20 protein-coding genes are annotated in these 18,673 nt (G+C 55.0%); 19 read left to right on the top strand and 1 reads right to left on the bottom strand.

The genetic code is table 11. The features are described from left to right. Positions 1 to 391: 391 nt before the first annotated feature. The 11 genes from nusB to recN all read left to right on the top strand — a co-directional run bounded on the left by nusB (position 392) and on the right by recN (position 10,606). Complete coding sequence (gene nusB, locus KQI26_RS12960; protein WP_118425987.1) at positions 392 to 838, top strand: transcription antitermination factor NusB; 447 nt, start codon at positions 392 to 394, stop codon at positions 836 to 838. After that, positions 838 to 1,782: a DNA-binding protein gene (locus tag KQI26_RS12955; protein WP_216504735.1), complete on the top strand. Its 945-nt coding sequence runs from the start codon at positions 838 to 840 to the stop codon at positions 1,780 to 1,782. Before nusB ends, KQI26_RS12955 begins: the two co-directional genes overlap by 1 nt. Further along, a complete protein-coding gene (gene xseA, locus KQI26_RS12950; RefSeq protein WP_216504734.1) occupies positions 1,779 to 3,047 on the top strand; it encodes an exodeoxyribonuclease VII large subunit in 1,269 nt (422 codons plus the stop codon). Before KQI26_RS12955 ends, xseA begins: the two co-directional genes overlap by 4 nt. Before the next feature lie 19 nt (positions 3,048 to 3,066). Next, positions 3,067 to 3,297, top strand: coding sequence for an exodeoxyribonuclease VII small subunit (gene xseB / locus KQI26_RS12945; RefSeq protein WP_253292845.1), 231 nt, complete (start codon positions 3,067 to 3,069; stop codon positions 3,295 to 3,297). Between the two features lie 4 nt (positions 3,298 to 3,301). Continuing rightward, positions 3,302 to 4,186 (top strand): polyprenyl synthetase family protein, encoded by an 885-nt coding sequence (locus KQI26_RS12940; protein ID WP_216504733.1) that lies wholly within the window; start codon positions 3,302 to 3,304, stop codon positions 4,184 to 4,186. Between the two features lie 11 nt (positions 4,187 to 4,197). After that, on the top strand, positions 4,198 to 4,644 hold the full coding sequence (locus KQI26_RS12935; protein WP_118425995.1) for a divergent PAP2 family protein: 447 nt from the start codon (positions 4,198 to 4,200) through the stop codon (positions 4,642 to 4,644). Between the two features lie 206 nt (positions 4,645 to 4,850). Further along, on the top strand, positions 4,851 to 6,716 hold the full coding sequence (dxs, locus tag KQI26_RS12930) for a 1-deoxy-D-xylulose-5-phosphate synthase (RefSeq protein WP_216504732.1): 1,866 nt from the start codon (positions 4,851 to 4,853) through the stop codon (positions 6,714 to 6,716). Then, entirely contained in the window at positions 6,709 to 7,518 is an 810-nt protein-coding gene (locus KQI26_RS12925; protein WP_118746875.1) for a TlyA family RNA methyltransferase, read from the top strand. The genes dxs and KQI26_RS12925 overlap by 8 nt, the downstream gene beginning before the upstream one ends. Next, positions 7,515 to 8,372, top strand: coding sequence for an NAD(+)/NADH kinase (locus tag KQI26_RS12920; RefSeq protein WP_118746876.1), 858 nt, complete (start codon positions 7,515 to 7,517; stop codon positions 8,370 to 8,372). The genes KQI26_RS12925 and KQI26_RS12920 overlap by 4 nt, the downstream gene beginning before the upstream one ends. A gap of 20 nt (positions 8,373 to 8,392) precedes the next feature. Further along, positions 8,393 to 8,845 carry an arginine repressor gene (argR, locus tag KQI26_RS12915; RefSeq protein ID WP_118426003.1) on the top strand — a complete coding sequence of 151 codons (453 nt, stop codon included), beginning with the start codon at positions 8,393 to 8,395 and terminating at the stop codon, positions 8,843 to 8,845. A 27-nt stretch (positions 8,846 to 8,872) separates the two neighbouring features. Next, the gene (gene recN / locus KQI26_RS12910) at positions 8,873 to 10,606 is read left to right on the top strand and encodes a DNA repair protein RecN (protein ID WP_216504731.1); all 1,734 of its coding nucleotides are present in this window, start codon (positions 8,873 to 8,875) and stop codon (positions 10,604 to 10,606) included. A gap of 150 nt (positions 10,607 to 10,756) precedes the next feature. Here recN and KQI26_RS12905 read toward each other — a convergent pair whose 3' ends face one another. After that, a complete protein-coding gene (locus KQI26_RS12905) occupies positions 10,757 to 11,602 on the bottom strand; it encodes a helix-turn-helix domain-containing protein (RefSeq protein WP_216504730.1) in 846 nt (281 codons plus the stop codon). A gap of 567 nt (positions 11,603 to 12,169) precedes the next feature. On the opposite strand from KQI26_RS12905, the gene KQI26_RS12900 reads away from it, so the two are divergent. The 8 genes from KQI26_RS12900 (at position 12,170) to mobQ (ending at position 18,651) form a co-directional block, all read left to right on the top strand. After that, a complete protein-coding gene (locus tag KQI26_RS12900; protein WP_216504729.1) occupies positions 12,170 to 12,397 on the top strand; it encodes an LLM class flavin-dependent oxidoreductase in 228 nt (75 codons plus the stop codon). A 72-nt stretch (positions 12,398 to 12,469) separates the two neighbouring features. Further along, on the top strand, positions 12,470 to 13,354 hold the full coding sequence (locus KQI26_RS12895; protein ID WP_216504728.1) for a hypothetical protein: 885 nt from the start codon (positions 12,470 to 12,472) through the stop codon (positions 13,352 to 13,354). 76 nt (positions 13,355 to 13,430) lie between these two features. Then, the gene (locus KQI26_RS12890) at positions 13,431 to 13,763 is read left to right on the top strand and encodes a hypothetical protein (RefSeq protein WP_216504727.1); all 333 of its coding nucleotides are present in this window, start codon (positions 13,431 to 13,433) and stop codon (positions 13,761 to 13,763) included. Further along, positions 13,760 to 14,350 (top strand): winged helix-turn-helix transcriptional regulator, encoded by a 591-nt coding sequence (locus KQI26_RS12885; protein WP_216504726.1) that lies wholly within the window; start codon positions 13,760 to 13,762, stop codon positions 14,348 to 14,350. The genes KQI26_RS12890 and KQI26_RS12885 overlap by 4 nt, the downstream gene beginning before the upstream one ends. Positions 14,351 to 14,364: 14 nt before the next feature. Then, on the top strand, positions 14,365 to 15,549 hold the full coding sequence (locus KQI26_RS12880; protein ID WP_216504725.1) for an MBL fold metallo-hydrolase: 1,185 nt from the start codon (positions 14,365 to 14,367) through the stop codon (positions 15,547 to 15,549). Beyond that, positions 15,546 to 16,547 (top strand): PolC-type DNA polymerase III, encoded by a 1,002-nt coding sequence (locus KQI26_RS12875; protein ID WP_216504724.1) that lies wholly within the window; start codon positions 15,546 to 15,548, stop codon positions 16,545 to 16,547. The genes KQI26_RS12880 and KQI26_RS12875 overlap by 4 nt, the downstream gene beginning before the upstream one ends. A gap of 311 nt (positions 16,548 to 16,858) precedes the next feature. Further along, on the top strand, positions 16,859 to 17,173 hold the full coding sequence (locus KQI26_RS12870) for a DUF3847 domain-containing protein (RefSeq protein WP_216504723.1): 315 nt from the start codon (positions 16,859 to 16,861) through the stop codon (positions 17,171 to 17,173). 2 nt (positions 17,174 to 17,175) lie between these two features. Further along, positions 17,176 to 18,651: a MobQ family relaxase gene (mobQ, locus tag KQI26_RS12865; protein ID WP_216504737.1), complete on the top strand. Its 1,476-nt coding sequence runs from the start codon at positions 17,176 to 17,178 to the stop codon at positions 18,649 to 18,651. Positions 18,652 to 18,673 lie beyond the last annotated feature (22 nt).

Raw genomic sequence — 18,673 nt, 5'->3', positions numbered from 1 at the left:
TTTGAGCGTGTCGAAAAAGTGGCTTAGGCCACTTTTTCGAGTTTTTGCAAGGGGCTGTATGCACGCCTTTGGCGCACACTTGCCCCTTGAGAAGTGCAAAAAGCCACGCACAGGTCGCGGCTTTTTGCGGATTTATAGGGGTAGGGCGGACGACCCTTTTCGTTATATAGGTTTTTCGACAGTCTGGAGCCGGCCGCCCAAGCGGCCGGCTTTTTGCATTGGGAAACAGCGGCAAAAGTCATTGTTTCGCCATTCTTCTGGTGGGGACAGTTTTTTGAAATGCTTGCCCAGGCTCTTTCTTTTTCTTTGGGGATTGTGTATAATAATCGCAGAGCAATTTTGACAAAGCAAGATAGAAACCGCCGCCCTGTGCGGCAGATTGGATGAGATTATGAGCAGAAGAAATGCCCGGGAGCTGGCGCTCCATATGATCTATTCAGGGGAATACTCCCAGAAGGAGCCGGAACAATTCGTTAAAGACTGTCTTTCCCCCGAACGGTTTTCCTCTTTGGCCGGGGAATATGAGCTGTATCAGCAGGCCCCGCCGGAAAACCAGCTGGATTACATTTGCCGGGTGGCCACTGGGGTGCTGACCCACGGTCCGGAACTGGACGGCTACATCGAAAAATATGCCGTGGGCTGGTCGGTGTCCCGCATTTCCCGCATGGCCAAGTGCATTCTCCGCCTGTCCATGTATGAGATGCTGTATATGCAGATCCCGGTGGGGGCCTCGGTGAACGAAGCACTGGAACTGTGCAAGCGCTATGAATCGCCGGAAACCGCCTCTTTCCTCAATGGAGTGCTGGCTTCCTTTGTGCAGAAGGAGCTGACTGCCTGATGGCCATTTATCTGGGGTTCGATACCAGCAATTACAAGACTTCGGCTGCTCTTTTCGACAGCCAGACCGGCAAGGCCTGGGGGGAGAGCCGCTTCCTCCAGGTGCCCGAAGGGTCTTTGGGCCTGCGTCAGAGCGAGGCCCTGTTTCAGCATGTGCGTTCCCTGGGACAGATCACCGAGAGCCTTTTTGAAAAAACCGGCCGGCTTCCTCTGGCCGCTGTGGGATATTCCGCCCGCCCCCGCAATCAGGAGGGGTCCTATATGCCCTGTTTCCTGGCGGGAGAGATGGCGGCCCGTACCGCAGCTGCCGCCGGAGGGATGCCGGCTTTTGCCTTCTCCCATCAGCAGGGGCACATCGCTTCGGCTCTTTGGTCGGCAAACTGCCTTCATTGGATGAAGGGTCCCTTTTTGTCCTGGCATCTTTCCGGGGGAACCACCGAGCTTCTGCGGGTGGAATCCCGCCCGGGAGAGCTGCTGGAGGTGCGGGTGATCGGCGGCACTCAGGATGCTTCGGCCGGGCAGATCATCGACCGGGCCGGGGTGGCCATGGGCCTGCCGTTCCCCTGCGGCGCCCATCTGGACAAGCTGGCCGGAGAGGAAAAACCGGCGGAAAAACCCTTTGCCGCCAAAATGCAGGGCCTGCTTTTCTCCCTGTCCGGGCTGGAAAACAAGTTCAAAGCGCTTCTCGATAAGGGATGCCCCAAAGAGCAGGTGGCCGCCTTTGTCACCCAGTCCATTGCAGAAACGGTGTATCGGGTGACCAAAAAGGCCCAGAAGGAAGAGGGCCTGCCGGTGCTCTTTTCCGGCGGGGTTTCGGCGTCCTCCCAGCTGCAAAAACGCTTTGAGGGCAAAGACCAGGTGGCCTTTGCCCAAAATGGCTGGGGCGGGGACAATGCCCTGGGGGCCGCACTGCTGGCCGCCATGTGGAAGGAGGGGGTGCTGTGAACGGACAGCCCATCACGGTATCCCAGCTGACCAACTACATCAAGGCCCTGTTGGAGCGGGCCACACCCTTGCAGTCCCTTTGCCTGCGGGGAGAGATCTCCAACTACAAAATGCACCATTCCGGCCATCACTATTTCACTTTGAAGGATGAAAACGCCGTCATCAACGCCGTGATGTTTGCCGGGAATGCTTCCAAGCTACGCTTTCGGCCGGAATTGGGGATGAAGGTCATCGCCTACGGTAAGGTGGGCGTGTTCCCCAAAAGCGGCCAGTACCAGATTTATGTGAGCCAGATGGTCCCCGACGGGGTGGGAGCGCTGTACATCGCTTTTGAACAGCTGAAACAGCGTCTCTTTCAGGAAGGGCTTTTTGACAAGGAAAAGAAAAAGCCTCTGCCCGCTTATCCCGGCACCATCGCCCTTGTCACTTCTCCCACCGGCGCTGCCGTGCGGGATATGCTGCGGATTCTGAAAAAACGCTGGCCCCTCAGCCGGGTGCTGGTGTGCCCGGTGAAGGTTCAGGGAGAAGGGGCCGCCCAGGAAGTGGCGGAGATGCTCCGCTATATAGACCAGCATCAGCTGGCCGATCTGATCATCACCGGCCGGGGCGGCGGCTCCATTGAAGATCTGTGGGCCTTCAACGAAGAGCCGGTGGCCCGGGCCATTGCCCGGTGCAGCATCCCGGTGGTTTCCGCCGTGGGCCATGAGCCCGATGTGACCATATCGGATTATGTGGCCGATCTGCGGGCGGCCACCCCTTCCAACGCCGCTGAACTGGCCGTACCCGACAAGGGGGAGCTGTGGCTGCGTTTGCAGGATTGGGACAGGCATATCAAAATGCTGGAAACAAAGCGTCTCCAGCTTCTTGGTCAGAAAATAGAAGAAAGCCACCGGCGCATGATTCTGGTGGAAAAGCGGCGGGTGCAGCTGCTGCGTCAGCAGCTTTCCGCCCTTTCCCAGAAGAAGATCATGAGCAGCCCCAAAGAGTATTTCAACGAGCGGCGGCTGAGCCTGTCTTTCTCCCAGGAGCGGATGATCGCTGCGGCCCGGGAAAATGTGGGCCGGAAGCGGAAAAGCTTTATCGGCAAGGCGGCCACGCTGGACGCCATCAGTCCGCTGAAGGTGCTCAGCCGGGGCTATGGCTTTGTGACAAAAGAAGAAAAAATCGTCAAGACAGCGGCAGACATCGCTCCTGGCGATCGGATCGGCCTGCGTTTGCAGGGCGGCAGCGCCAGCTGTCTGGTGGAACAGGTGGACCAGAAATAAGGGGAGAGGAGGAAGCGTTTTGTCGGAGAAATTTGTGTTTGAAAGCGCCATGAAGCGCATTGAAGAAATCGTCCGGCTGCTGGAGCAGGGGGATGCGCCTCTGGACCAGAGCCTGGCCTTGTTCGAGGAGGGCACGGGCCTGATCAAAAAATGCTCGGCGGCCTTGGATCAGGCAGAGCAAAAGGTGGAAATGCTGGTCAAGACGCCGGAAGGCCCGGAGACCGAGCCTTTCCAGGTGCCGGAGGAATAAAAAGATGGATATGGCAGAGAAACTGAAAGAATATGCCCGCCTGACCCAGGAAGGGCTGGAAACCTATCTGCCGGAGCAGGCGGGGGCTTTGAAAACGATCTTCCAGGCCGCCCGGTATAGTGCCCTGGCCGGAGGGAAGCGGCTGCGCCCGGCCCTTCTGATGGAGTTTTATGCCCTCCACGGGGAAAATGCAGAGAAAGCCCTGCCCTTTGCCTGCGCTCTGGAAATGGTGCATACCTATTCCCTGATTCACGACGATTTGCCCTGTATGGACAACGACGATCTGCGCCGGGGCAAACCCACAAACCACAAAGTGTTCGGGGAGGCCACCGCTCTTCTGGCGGGGGACAGCCTGCTCACCCGGGCGTTTGAAACCATGCTTTGCCATTGTCCCACGGAAATTCCGGCGGAGAATGCCTTGAAAGCCGCCGGAATCCTGGCTGCTCGGGCGGGCATGGAAGGGATGATCGGCGGACAGGTGATGGATCTGGATTTTGAAACACGGCGTCCGGAGAAAGAGGAGCTTTCCCAAATGGTCCATCTGAAAACCGGCTGCCTGCTGATGGCGGCCTGTGAGATGGGCTGCGCTCTGGCCGGTGCAGGAGAAGAAGAAATGAAAAAAGCCCGCCTGTATGGCGAAAAGCTGGGGCTGGCCTTCCAGATCCAGGACGACATTCTGGATGTGACGGGCAGCACCGAAAAGCTGGGCAAGCCGGTGGGCAGCGATGCGGAGAATCACAAAAACACCTTTGTCAGCTATTACGGATTGGAAGAATGCCGGCGTCTGGTGGAGGAAAACACCCGGCAGGCCGTGGAAGCGGTAGCCCTTTTGCAGGGAAGCGATTTCCTCACAGAGCTGGCCCGGAGCCTGCAAAAGCGGGATCATTAGGAGAAAAAGCTATGCTGCAAGATCTTTTGTCCAATCGAGTGCTCTGGACAGCCATTGTGGGCTGGTTTGCCGCGCAGGCCTTGAAAGTGGTCAGCGGTTTTGTAGTCAATCACAAACTGGATTGGAAGCTGTTTTTCGCCTCCGGCGGAATGCCTTCCAGCCACACTTCCACAGTGGTGGGCCTGACTACGGCGGTGGCCTTTGCCGAGGGGCTGAATTCGGCGGCCTTTGCCATCGCCTTCGTCTTTTCCACCGTTGTGATGTACGATGCCACCGGCGTGCGGTGGGAGACAGGCAAACAGGCCCGGGTGCTCAATTACATGATGCAGAACTGGCACCACAGCAAAACCCCGGAAATGTTCCAGGAAAATCTGAAGATTTTTGTGGGCCACACTCCCTTTCAGGTGTGGGCCGGGGCACTGCTGGGCCTTTGCATCGGCATTCTGATGCAGCTGTAAGGGCGTTTGCATTTATTATGCAAAATTGGTATAATAATATCTGCTGCGCACTGGAACAAAGCCGGTTTGCCTGACAGGCCCTGGCTTTCAGGGCGTATTGCTTTGTTTTGTACGCACGATAATAATAACTCTATGGGCGGCTTTGTGTCCCTTTGAGGGCGGGCTTTGTTTGGGGCCTGAAGTGTGCCGCAGGGAAGGATGGGACAATGGAGGAATATCCGCTGCTATCCCACATTATGTCACCCTATGATGTGGGAAAGCTCACCGAGGAACAGCTGGAAAATCTCTGCGGAGAGATCCGGTTGTTCCTCATCCGAAGCCTGTCCCTCACAGGAGGGCATCTGGCCTCCAATCTGGGGATTGTGGAGATCGCCGCAGCCATCGACAGCGTGTTTCAGTCGCCGAAAGACAAGATCATCTACGATGTGGGCCATCAGTGTTATGTGCACAAGCTGCTCACCGGCCGGATGGATCAGTTTGCTTCACTGCGTCAGCTGGATGGGCTCAGCGGTTTTCCCCGGCCTTGGGAAAGTCCTCACGATGCCTTTATCGGCGGCCATGCTTCCATGTCCATCTCGGCGGCTTTGGGCATGGCCCGGGCCCGTACATTGCGGGGCGAGGACCACAGTGTGGTCTGCGTCATCGGCGACGGCGCCCTCACCGGCGGTATGGCCTACGAGGCCCTCAACGATGCGGGTCAGTCGGGCGAGCCGGTGATCGTGGTATACAATGACAACGAAATGTCCATCAGCCCCAATGTGGGAGCGGTGGCCAAGCGTTTGAGCAAAATCCGGCTCAAGCCTCAGTATATCGATCTGAAGCGGCGGATGAAAGCCTGCTTCCGCCGGTACAGCTGGGGCGAGGACGCCATTGCCAAGGTCTCGGCGGTGAAGCGGCGGGTGCGTTCCATGGTACTGCGCCAGACCATCTTTGATCTGATGGGATTCACTTACCTGGGCCCGGCCGATGGCAACGATATCAAAACAGTGAAATATCTGCTCACCGAAGCCAAAAAGCTGCAGCGGCCGGTGGTACTCCATTTCAAAACGGTGAAGGGAAAGGGCTATGCCCCTTCCGAGCAGAATCCAGGGTATTTTCATGGAGTGGCTCCCTTTGATGTGGATACCGGCCTGCCCAAAAAGCAGGGTGGACAGAACTTTTCCTCGGTGATGGGCGCCGAACTCACCCAGTTGGGAGAGGAAGATCCTTCGGTCTGCGCAATTACCGCTGCCATGAAAAACGGCACCGGGCTGAATCTGTTCGCTCAGAAATTCCCTCAGCGCTTTTACGATGTGGGCATTGCGGAAGAGCACGCCATCACCATGAGCGGCGGCCTGGCCGCCGGGGGAATGAAGCCGGTATGCTGCATCTATTCCACTTTTTTGCAGCGGGGCTATGACCAGCTGATCCACGATCTGGCCATCAGCCGTCTGCCGGTGGTCATCGGAGTGGACCGGGCCGGTTTGGTGGGAGAGGACGGGGAGACCCATCAAGGCCTGTTTGATGTGCCCTTTCTCCGCACCATTCCCCATTTACAGGTGCTTTCTCCCGCTTCTTTCTCCGAGCTTCGTCGGGCTCTCCGCTGGGCCCTGGAGCAGCGGGAAGGGCCGGTGGCCATCCGCTATCCCAAAGGCAGTGAGCTGGAATTCAGAGAGGACACCTTTGATCATCCCCAGGCGGTGCTCCAGGAGGGAAAAGACATCACTTTGGTGTCCTATGGCATCATGATCAATCAGGTGCTGGAGGCTCACCGTCTGCTTTCGCAGGCGGGAATCCAGGGAGAAATAGTCAAGCTTAACAGCTTGACAGCCTTTGATAAAGAAGTGCTGATCCGGTCTCTCAGGAAAACCGGACGCCTGGCTGTGGTGGAGGACTGCGGCAGCAAAGGCTGCGTGGGCCAGGAGATCGAGGCTTTGGTGCAGGAGGCGGGAATTTCCCTTGAATACTGCCGCCTGTATAACTGCGGCGATGATTTTGTGCCAGCCGGGAAGGTTTCCCAGCTTTATGAAAGATGCGGCATCACAGGGGCGCAGGTGGCCCATTCCATACAGGAGGCGATGAGAAATGTCTGAAAAACAGCGGCTGGATATGCTTTTGGTCCAGCGGGGGCTGGAGAGTTCCCGGGAGCGGGCCAAGGCGGTGATCATGAGCGGCATCGTCTATGTGAACAATCAGAAAGTGGACAAAGCGGGGTTTTTCTGCTCTCCCGAAGATCAGGTGGAGGTGCGGGGAGCATCGCTGCAATATGTAAGCCGGGGCGGCCTCAAAATCGAGAAGGCCCTGAATTATTTTCACTACGATCCAGCGGGAAAGACCGCCATTGATGTAGGAGCTTCCACCGGCGGCTTTACCGACTGTCTGCTGGGCCGGGGGGCCGCAAAGGTCTTTGCGGTGGATGTGGGCTATGGCCAGCTGGCCTGGTCGGTGCGCACCGATCCCCGGGTGGTGGTGATGGAGCGCACCAACATCCGCCATGTGACCCCGGAGCAGATCGGGGAAGCGCTGGATCTGGCGGTGTGCGATGTGTCTTTTATCTCTCTGCGTTTGGTGCTGCCGGTGGTCTATCAGCTGCTGGGGCCTCAGGGAGAGATGCTCACCCTCATCAAGCCCCAGTTCGAAGCCGGACGGGAAAAGGTGGGCAAAAAGGGTGTGGTGCGGGAAAAGAGCACCCACATCGAGGTGCTGGAAAACACCTTGGACATGGCCCGCAAGGCCGGTTTCCATGTGGCCGGGCTGACCTATTCGCCCATCACCGGCCCCGAGGGCAACATTGAGTTTCTGGCTTATCTGAAAAAAGAGGGGGAAGATGCCCCCATTGACATTGCCGCCATCGTGGAAGAGGCCCACGGAGAGATGAAAGGCGGGGAACAATGAAGCAGATCTTTCTCTTCCCCAATTTCACCAAAGAGGGCACCCAGGACGCCGCCCAGCAGATCGTCCGGCGATTGCGGGAACTGGAGTTTCAGGTGTGCTGCGATGAAACCATCCGGGGCCAGCTGGGCGGGGAGACCGAGGAGATGTGTCAGTGGGCCTCGTATGAGGACTGCCTGGCCGAAAGCCATATGGTCTTGGTTGTAGGCGGCGACGGCAGCATTCTCCGCATCGCCCCGGACGCGGCCCGGAACGATCTGCCTATTCTGGGGGTCAACACCGGGAAACTGGGGTTTATGAGCGAACTGGACACCCATGAACTGCGGTATCTGCGTCAGCTGCAGCAGGGGCAGTATACCATTGACACCCGGATGATGTTGGATGTGAATGTGCTGCGCCAGGGAGAAAAGGTCTATTCGGCCTGTATTCTCAACGATGTGGTCATCACCAAGTGGCCCCTGGTGCGGCTGATCAACATTTCCCTCAGCATCAACGGCACGCTGACCACTTCCATGCGGGGAGACGGAATCATTGTCTCCACACCCACCGGCTCCACGGCCTATACCCTGTCGGCCGGCGGGCCCATCATCGAACCCAATGCCAACTGCATGGCAGTCACTCCTATTTGTGCCCATGAGCTGGGAGTGCGGCCCTTTGTGCTTTCCGATGAGCGGGTGGTCACCATCACGGCGGGGGCCGAGGACAACAAGGCCTATCTGTCCTCCGACGGAGGGACTCCTCTGGAGCTGGAACCTTCGGACACCGTGACCATCCGCCGTTCCCAGTGGCAGACCCGGCTGGTGCGCCTGAAGAGCATCGGCTTTTATCAGCTTATTTATAAAAAACTGTCTATCTGATCAAGAGAAGGGATGCGCTTATGAAATTCCAACGGCAAGCAGCCATCATCGATCTGATCTCCAACCACGAGATCGACACCCAGGAAGAGCTCACCGCCAGACTGCGTGAGATGGGTTTTCACTCCACCCAGGCCACCATTTCCCGGGACATCAAAGAACTGCGGCTGATCAAAATCGCCTCTTCCAACGGCGGTTATAAATATTCCATTGCCGAAAGCGAGCAGGATTCCGGTTTCGTGCCAAGGGTGCGGAATATTTTTCGGGAATGCGTCATCAAGGTGGATGTGGCCCAGAACCTGGTGGTCATCAAGACCATCACCGGCATGGCCAATGCCGCCGCGTTTGCCCTGGACACCATGAAAATCAGCGAGATCGTGGGAACCATCGCCGGGGACGACAATGTGCTCATCATCCTCCGGGACAATGAGAGCGCTGAAAACTTTTTTGAGCAAACCAAGGAAATGCTCCGCTGATGAGAGAGCCCGGTTGGAGGAAGGGATATGCTGAAAACGCTGCACATCGAAAATGTGGCCGTCATTGAAAAGGCCGATATCCAGTTTATGGCCGGTTTCAATGTGCTCACCGGCGAGACGGGAGCGGGCAAATCCATCATCATCGACTCCCTGTGGGCCATTCTGGGGGCCCGCACCAGCCGGGAGCTGATCCGGCATGGACAGAATAAAGCGGTGGTGAGCGCCCTGTTTTCCCCCTTGTCTCCCGCGGCGGCGGCCAAGGCCGAGGAGCTAGGGTTCCCTCCTGAGGACGATACTCTGCTCATCAGCCGGGAGATCGTGCAGGATGGCCGGAACACTTGCCGTATCAATGGCCGGCCGGCTTCGGTGTCCATCCTCCGGCAGCTGGGGGAGACCCTGGTGAACATCCATGGGCAAAACGCCGGCATCGCCCTGTTGGACGAAAATTCCCATATGGATTATCTGGATTCCTTCGGGGGCTATCAGGAAGTTCTGGAGGAATATTATACCCAGTACCGCAAGCTTCTGGATCTGCGCCGCTCCATCAAGGAAAAAATGAAGCAGAACGCTCTGCTGCAGCAGCGGGAAGATCTGCTGCGTTTTCGTTGGGAAGAGATCAAAAGCGCCGCTTTGCAGCCGGGGGAATATGAGCGCCTGCGCCAGCGGCGTCTTTTACTGGGAAACCAGGAAAAGATCTCCCGCAGTCTGATGGCGGCGGTGACGGCCTTGTCGGGCAATGACGAGGAAACGGGAGCCATCGGCCTTGTGAGCCAGGCGGAAGAGCGTTTTCGCACCTGTGCAAAGTGGTCGCCGGAATGTGAGGGTTTCCGCAGCCGCAGCCAGGAGATTCTGGCTTTGTGCCAGGAGCTGGAGCGGGACGCCGGGAGTTTTCTGGGAACGGTGGACTATTCCCAGGAGGAGCTGGCCCAGACCGAAGAGCGGCTGGAAGTGCTGGAGCGGCTGATGAAAAAATACGCCGTGGACGAAGAGGGACTATTGCGGCTGGAAGAGGAAAGCCGCCGGGAAGTGGAACAGCTGGAGCATATGGGGGAGGACCTGTCCCAGCTCAATGGGAAATATGCTGCCTTGCGGGACCGGGTTCAGGCCTTGTCCCAGACGCTCCATGACAAGCGGCAGCAGGCGGCAAAGAAGCTGGAAAGCCGCATCGAAGAAGAACTGCACCAGCTGGATATGCCCCATGCCCGCTTCCAGGTACAGGTGTGCCATGCCGGGGAAGAGGGTCATATAAAATTCACTCGCCGGGGCACCGATGAGGTGCGGTTTCTTCTCACCACCAACCCGGGGGAGGACTATAAGCCCCTGGCCCGGGTGGCTTCCGGCGGTGAGCTTTCCCGCATCATGCTGGCCATCAAAACGGTGCTCACCACCGCCGAGGACGCTTCCACCCTGATCTTCGATGAGATCGACACCGGAGTCAGTGGCCGGGCCGCCAACAAGGTGGGAGAAAAGCTGTTCGCTCTGTCTATGGAAAAGCAGGTGCTGTGCGTCACCCATCTGCCTCAGATCGCCGCACTGGGAGAGCACCAGTACCGGATCGTGAAAGAAGCCCAGGGGGACAAGACCCTGACCCAGGTGGAGCTTCTGGACGAAGAAGGGCGGGCCATGGAGATCGCCCGTCTCACCGCTGGATTGGGGGTCACCCAGCAGACCCTGCGCTCGGCCCGGGAGATCCTGGAGATCGCCCGTGCGTTCCAGGAAGACTGCATGGCAAAAAAAGCGCTGATCCTGCGGCAGTGGTGATGAATGTAAAAAGAACGCCGGTGAAATGGCAGGTGTTCATAAAACAGTGTTAGCCCAATAACACGAAATGAGCATCTGTCAGACGGGATTGGTCAACGAAAAAACACGCCATATTCAGCTTCAAAGGCTGGGTATGGCGTGTTTTTCTGTTTATTTGTATTTCCGTTTCCCTTTTCCATGCGGCTGGTATGACTTCGCCTTGCCACGCTGGTTGGTCGAACTTTTCAGGTGCTTGGACAGCTTCAAAACCTCCATGAGATTCACAAACTGCTCCTTGGTGATGGCATCGTAGTCAATGCCGAATGTCGCAAGATAGATTCTTGCCTGTTTCTCAGCATCGCTGCCCTCAAAGTTCATGGCATCCTGCAACTGGCCCTGAACTTCCTCCGCAATGGAGGGCGTATCTGCCGTTGTGGTGTCGGTGCTGTACTCCTCACGAATGTCACGGAGGATCGCTTTCAGATCATCGACAAGCACATGACCGAAATAATCATCCTCCCGTACCTGGGCCAGCTCCAATGTCCGGGTGGAAAGATCGTCCTGCCCGTCCTGCTTCATCAGAGCCATCTTCCGAACTGCTTCCAGCATGGCGTTCATATCGTTGATCCGCATATCCGCGATCCTGTCAACGTAAATCTCAGCGTCCAGCATCATGCGCTGGAAAGCTTTGTGGCACAGCATTTCCGACAGCAGTCGGTGATTAAACTTCCCCGTCCTTAATACTTCTATGGCATCGTCACTCAGATGCAGAGCGTCCAGCTCTGTGTCCGGGTGATTTTTTGTTTCCGTCATGCCCAGCAGATAGTCCGTGGACACGCCGTAGAACTTCGCCAGTGTGACGATGCTGAACGGGCTGATGTCCTTGAAATCGTCTGTCTCATATTTTCCAAGGGCGGACTTGGAAAGCCCGGTCTGCTCCGCAAGCTGTTCCAGCGTCAGACCCCGTTCCACACGTAAATCCTTCAACCGTTCCTGTATGGTGAGTTTTATCTGCATGGCGTACCCCTCCTTCTTTCTGTCTCTAAGCGTGGAAATCCACCCTGTTTTGCGCTCTTTTCCGACCTCTTGGATATACGGGAAAGAGCGCATTTTTTCGCTAAACTGTTCTTGTAGCAACACCTGAACCTTGAAAATCGAATGACCGTCCGAATGGGATATGTCCCCCGGCGAAGTGACGCATCCGCGCACCAACGGGGACGAGAACGCCGGGAGCGATCCTCCGGGCAGGAACGAGTTCGGGAAAAGCGGCAAAAAACCGCAGCTATTTTCAAACCATGTGAAAATAGCGAAGAAACCGCTTTTTTTGTGGTGCTGTCCATATCATTAAACAATGCACTGGACAGCGCACACAATACACCGTTGCGTGTGCCTTTTCATTGAATCGCAAAAAGCCAAGCGGAACAGCAAAAACGATAGGTGCCCCTTGTGAACAGGGGTACACGGGCGGCAATTCCAGCGGATGGCCGTCCATGATCAAACAACGCTCTGCGGCAAATGGGAGCTGCCATCCAGCACATTCATTATACCACAGAGCGAATCCAAAAAGGGAAAGGAATTGTAAATATGAGCAGAAACAAGGCAGAAAACTGTCGCAACGAAGTGAAATCCTACATCACCCGGGAGGGCATGACCATGACGGAGGTTGTGGAGCTGCTGGCCGATGAACACGGCTGGAGCAGTAGCGTCCCCAACCTGTCCGGCAAGCTGCGGCGTGGGTCACTAAGGTACACCGAGGCCGTGGAGTTGGCCGATGTACTGGGATATGACATCGTTTGGCAGAAAAGAAAATAAAGCATTTGCGCGTTGCGTATTTGGTATCTCAATCGTATAATAAAAGAAAACATCATTTGGGAGGTAAATCGCATGAAACAGAGACAAGTTTCTGAGGAAATGTTAAACGCCTTTTTGTCTGGAGAGCTGTCCTCCTTGCTGGAAGCTGTCAAAAAAGATGACACTTTGGACTTGGAGCTTCGTGGGGACTCTGTGAATATCTATTACCGCGGAGGAAGCCTTTTCAAGATTACGGGAATCAACAATGTGTTTTCGGTATCCTTTGACACAAATTACTGTACGGAGGGTTCTGTAAACCTTAGCAAGAATCCATCTCCCGCAGAAGCAGTTGCAAATATTTCTTTTTATAAGCAGGCTATGGACTGGTGGTTCCATGAACACCCAAAATACGAACGAGAGTTTCAACAGGTAATTGCGCGTGAGAATAATAACCACGGCAAGATTTCCAATGGTACAGACTATTACATTGCCGATATTGAATTTGCCGATGGCAATGCCAGATTTGACATGGTTGCATTGAAATGGCTGTCAAAAGGCTCTGTACGAAAAGACACAAGTAAAGTCTCTCTTGCGCTGATAGAAGTAAAATATGGAGATGGCGCACTGAAAGGAACTGCTGGAATAGCGAAACATCTTGAGGATTTCCAGAAGTTTCTTGGTGACAAAGAAAAGGTAGATGACTTCTGCCAGGATATGTCACAGGTGTTCACCCAGAAGTGCAAAATGGGATTGGTGACCGGGCTCAACGAGAATCAATATGATGTCAAGATAAGTCCCAACAATCCGGAGGTAATTTTCATATTTGCTAACCATGATCCAGAAAGCAAGATTCTCCCCACCCTTATAGAGGAAATAGAGCCAGATAAGTATCAGTTCCCGATTATGATTGCACGAGCCTCCAATATGGGATATGGACTCTATGTCGAGCATTTACGGCAAGTAAAAAAGAATAAATAATTTTTCTGAACAACCACCCTGTTGTCGCGGCGGTTTGCTATACTGTCTGCAAAAGAGACAACAGGAGGACGGTTTTATGGCAGAAGAAAAAATGGCGCAGGGAAACTTCGTGCAATCCGGCGATGACATTACCTGTCCGAACTGCGGCAGTCACAATGTGTACTGCGTTCCGTATCCAAAAGTAGAGTTTGGTATCTGGTTTTTTCTGTGGCTGATCGTTGCTTTTGGCGGTTATATGCTCTCCGTGCTTGTCACGATAGTGGGTATTGTTTTCTGGAGCATCGCATTGGTGATCCGGCTGAAACAAAACAAGCTGGCAAAGCAGTATATCCGGATGCGGTGCATCACCTGCGGAACAAATTTTGATGTGGCAAGAAGTGAACTCGCGAAAGGGGGCAGCAGCAAATGAGTCGGGACTATCGTATCAATACCTTCGGTCTGACCGAAGAACAGAACGCACTCGTGGAAAATAATATCCCGACACGGGACTATGAGGTTTTTGACACCGATGCGCCGACCGACCTGATCGCAATCAACTGTGAGGTACTGATCATCTATGCCCCGGAGATGGACCAGGATTCCATCGGCATGATCTTCGATTACTATTCGCAGGTCAACGGCTGCACCGACGAAACCGTTATCTGGCTTGGAGAGCCCAAACCTCCAAAAGAGCTGCAAAAGTTTTTCAAATGCTACGATTCCTTTGATGCGATCACGGACAAGCTCAAATATCTGCTGCTCACGGCACACAGCAAGAGTAAAAAGGCGCACGAATACAGTGAAAAGTTGGTAAACGGGCTGAAAATCCTCGCCTTGATCCGGAGTCATCCTGGCATCTCCACGCAGAAACTGGCTGAGCTGACCGAACTGCCGCTGCGCAGTGTACAGCGCTATATTGCCGCCCTGCAAGCCACCGGAGAATGGATCGAATATGACCGGTCACTTCGAGGCTGGAAGCTGTTTCATGGAATTTCGATGCTCTATGGCGAGGTCTGAAAGGAGGAATGGGATTGAAACTCTGCATTCATCGTGGGACGCATCAGATCGGCGGCATTGCCGCAGAAATCTCCACGGCAACGACACGCATCCTCATTGACATGGGCGATGAGCTGTCCCTTGACCCCAATTTTGTCTCCGCTCCACTGAACATTCCGGGTGTGACCGATACCGATGGATGCTGTGACGCTGTTCTGTTTACCCATTATCACGGCGACCACACCGGTCAGACGCTGCGTATCCGCCCGGAGATTTCGCTCTATGCCGGGGCGCTGGCAAAAGAAATCATGTTAATATCTGCTCGGCACGGCGGTCCAAAAAATGATGCACTCTGCCAACGCATGGAAGGCATCCAGACTTTCTCTCCGGGGAAACCGCTTTTGATCGGTGATATTCAGATCACACCCTTTTGCATTGACCACTCCGCTGCGGACAGCTATCTGTTCCTCATCGAAGCGGACGGCAAGCGCGTACTTTACACCGGCGATTTCCGACTGCACGGTGTGCGCGGCGGAACGATGGACAAGATTCTGGACAGGCGAATCGACAAGGTCGATGTTGTAATTACCGAGGGAACGACGGTATCCCGTCCAAACGGTGATGTCGTTACGGAGTGGGACTTGCAGAAACGTGTAAAAGCGTATTTGAAGCAATACAAATATGTTTTCGTGCTGTGCGCGACCACAAATCTCGACCGGATTTTTGCATTGGCGCGAGCCGTTCCCTACGGGAAATGCAGCCTTTGTGACGAGTATCAATACAGCCTTGTTAACACTGTCTCCGAGCATTGGAGCAGCATTTCCACCTTTTACGAAATGCCCAAGCTCAACTATTTCAAGCAAGCACCATCCAAGACTTTTGAGCGTCTGGGAGGTCTGATGTTTGTCCGCGCCAACCGGCAGTTTGAAGCCATGATCCGTCAGTTTGACCCGGCGCAGAGTATTATCCTCTATTCCATGTGGGACGGCTACCGCACGAAACCCGGCAGCACCATCCCCGACTTTCTGGCGCTGACCGGCACCTGGGAGCCGCTGCACACCAGCGGCCATGCCTCACCGGAGGATTTACGCCATGTCATAGAAAAAGCAGATCCGGAAATTGTTATTCCCATGCACACCGACGCGCCGCAGAAGATGCAGGCCCTATGCCCCAACCGGAAAGTTGTCCTGTTGAAAGATGGGGAGGAGCTTTCGCTATGACGAACGATATTTTTTGCGTGGGCTTGACTCGGACGGAGCTGCAAACGCTGAAGGTTCTGCTACCGATCACATTTCCGATCATGATTGCTGACCCTGATACGTTGGAGAATGCCGTGATTGAGCACATCACAAATCAGGCCCGCTGCATTGTCCTAAATCCGAAACGGCTCTCCGAGGAGCAACTTACGTGGTTTTTGTACGATCAGGATTACCTTCGCACGCACTATCACCCTGTACCGATTCTCCTGTTTTCAGAACCCATGATCCGCGAGCAGAATCGTGCGATTCCGATGCCGGAGTTCCCGATTCTGGTGATCGACCTGCACAAGCGGATAGACCGCAACCGGAAGCTTGCGATTAAGCTGCTGCAGGAGTCATCGCTGCCATGCTGGCAGAATAGAAAGACTATGCGCAATAATATGTTCAACGATGCATGGTATCTGATTGACATTGAAACGACCGGGTTGGATGTCTGGAAAGACCGGATTATTGCAATCCGTTTTTCAAAAATGGCAAATTTCGAGGTGCATGGCGAAAGCACGATTTATATTCGTCAGCCGGAGCCGCTGCCGGAGAATATTACCAATCTGACCGGAATCACGGATGATATGCTGGAGCATGGTGTTTCTTTGGAGGAAGCCATCGAGGAGCTGGACGCTCTCCCGTGCAAGAGCATTCCGTTTGTCTTTACTGACGAGGACTATACGACAGGTTTTTTGAACGCAGCGTTCCTTCGCTGCGGCAAGGCACTTGACCGGCCGTATCTTGCAATCGACAAGCTGGCGAATATCCCGTTCGGCTATCTGATGCAACGCAGGGCACGGAACATTCCGTCGCTGGCCGACCCGGAATCGACCGAGGACCTGCTGTTTGATACTGAGCTTCAGGAGCTCTATGCGCTGACAAAGTGTACCTTCGATGCCCTGATGAACCGCTACGATGTCCGCTGCCCTGGGCAGTTCGACAAACTGTACGCAGCAGAGTTGAGTAACGTATAAAACCCTTTTGGAACAAAGGGCGCACTTCTATACAGGGTAAACCCTGTATGCGCGCGCTCTGCGAGGCGAACAGCCCGGACAGTTTGAATGTCCGGGCTGTTTTGCGTCACTGCGTTCCGAACAAGGGAGTGCCTCCCTTGCGCTGCCTTGCAGCTATCCCAGCGCACTTTGCGGCGGAAACAATCTGCTTTCAGCAGACCGTCCCCGCCGCAAAGTCTGGAAATACCATACCGCCAGCCAGACCGTCTACTGAAAATGTAGGCGGTCTTTTTTCATCCTATCCATCCCATCAAAAAAGGAGGTCATGCACTATGACAAAACAGAAAACCGTCCCCGAACTGAAAGCCGAGCTCGCCGCCAATGAACGCCAGCTTACCCAGCTCCGGCACAAACAGCAGCAGATTGAAAACCGCCGAAGCTACTACGAGAAAGGTGATCGCCGGAAACGGGCGCACAGGCTGATCACTCGTGGAGCCGCTGTGGAGAGCGTGGCCCCGCTGGCAAAGGTTTTGAGCGAAACCGAGTTTTACGCCTTTGCGGAAAAAGCCCTCGCCTTGCCGGAGGTCAAGAGCCTGCTTATGGAGGCCGTCAACGTGTACAACAAAAATGAGTTTGGGGGTGATTGACTATCGCACTGTATCATTTTCATGTGACCCAGATCAAGCGCAGCGCCGGACAGTCTGCCGTAGCTGCTGCCGCCTATCGTTCCGGCGAAAAGCTGCACAGCGAGTATTACGGCGAGGACAGCGACTACACCCGCAAGGGCGGCGTGATTTGTTCTGAAATCCTGCTGCCGCCCTATGCTCCACCCTCTTTCTCTGACCGTGAAACCCTATGGAACGAGGTGGAGAAAGCGGAACGGGGAAAGAAAGCGCAGCTTGCATACAGCTTTGACATTGCTTTGCAGAACGAGTTTTCCATGCAGGAAAACATCGAGCTCGCAAGGCAATTTTTATTGGAGCAGTTTGTAAGTCGGGGCATGGTGGTGGACTTCGCTGTTCACTCTCCCGACAAGGAGGACGGAGGCATCCAGAATCCCCATTTCCATATCATGTGTCCTATCCGACCTATCCTGCCAAACGGAAAGTGGGGCAACAAGCAGCGGCGGGAATATCTGCTTGACGAGCATAGCAACCGCATCCGGGACGAGGCTGGCAACTATGGGTTCAACGCCGTTCCTACCACCGATTGGGGCAGCCCGGAAACACTGGAAGCATGGCGGCAAACATGGGCTGACCTGTGCAACGCAAAGTTTTCCGAGAAGGGTTTGGATTGCCGCATCGACCACCGCAGCTATGAGCGTCAGGGTGTAGAGCAGATCCCCACCCAGCATGAGGGGCCGACTGTCCGGGCGATGGAAGCCAAGGGCATCCGCACAGACAAAGGCGATCTCAACCGCTGGATCAGGAAAACCAACGCCATGCTCCGGGAGGCGAAACAGAAAATCGCCGCCCTGATCGACTGGCTGAAAGCTGTCAAAACTGAGCTGTCCAGGCCCCAGCCGCCTACGTTGGCGGAGCTGCTGTCCGCCTACTACGACAACCGCAACAAAGGCGCATACAGCGGCAAGGCCAGAATCGCCAATCTGAAAAAGCTGTCCGAGGCAGTTAGCTATCTGGAATCCAAGCATCTCTACACCGCTGATGATCTGGGCGCAGCCCTGCATACCATGCAGGGCAAAATCGACACGCTGAAAAAGTCCGCTTCCGGGAAACAGGCCCGCATCAAGGAACTGGACGAGCTGCTGCGCATGGCGGATTACTACAAGGCCGGAAAACCGGTTGCCGACAAGCTGAAAACCATCCGCTTTGAGAAATCCCGCCAGAAGTATAAGTCCGAGCATGACGAGGAACTGCGGCTGTTCTACATGGCCGAGCGCAAGCTGAAAGGACAAGTGGTGGACGGCAAGCTGCCCACTGCTGCATGGCGTGCGGAAAAGGCCCGTCTGGAAATGGAGTACAGGGATTTACAGCAGGAGCTTTCACCCCTGTATGCCGACACAAAAAAGCTCTGGGCCATCCATTACAGCATCTATGAGGTACAGCATGAGCAGGATCGACAGAACGCCGTTGCACGGCAGAAAAAACAGGAAATCGAACACTAATTCTTACACAAAATCAGGAGGA

It is taken from the genome of Intestinimonas sp. MSJ-38, from assembly GCF_018917925.1.
Classification (GTDB): domain Bacteria; phylum Bacillota; class Clostridia; order Oscillospirales; family Butyricicoccaceae; genus Pseudobutyricicoccus.
The sequence above is the reverse complement of the archived record's forward strand: the minus strand, read 5'-3'. Positions and strand labels throughout refer to the sequence as shown.